1 pseudogene is annotated in these 255 nt (G+C 63.5%); it reads left to right on the top strand.

Annotation, left to right across the window (positions count from 1 at the left end):
• Positions 1-255: pseudogene (locus tag VSR34_RS39235) on the top strand (haloacid dehalogenase-like hydrolase); the annotation flags it as partial.

The raw sequence follows: 255 nt of genomic DNA on the forward strand, positions 1-255 counted from the left end.
GCATTCACGAAGAGATACGCGCGGTGATGCACACGCTGCGCGCGAACGGCATCGACGTGTACGTCAGCACCGCGTCGCTCGACGACGTTGTGCGCGTGTTCGCCGGCAATCCGAACTACGGCTATGGAGTGCCGCCGGAGAACGTGATCGGCATGCGCCTGGAGATGCAGGATGGCAAGTACGCCAGCCGATACAAGGCCGGCTGGCACTTCAACTATGGTCCGGGCAAGACCGTCGGCATTCGCGGCGTGCTGG

The sequence above is a fragment of the Paraburkholderia sp. JHI2823 genome, from assembly GCF_038900695.1.
Taxonomy (GTDB): domain Bacteria; phylum Pseudomonadota; class Gammaproteobacteria; order Burkholderiales; family Burkholderiaceae; genus Paraburkholderia; species Paraburkholderia mimosarum.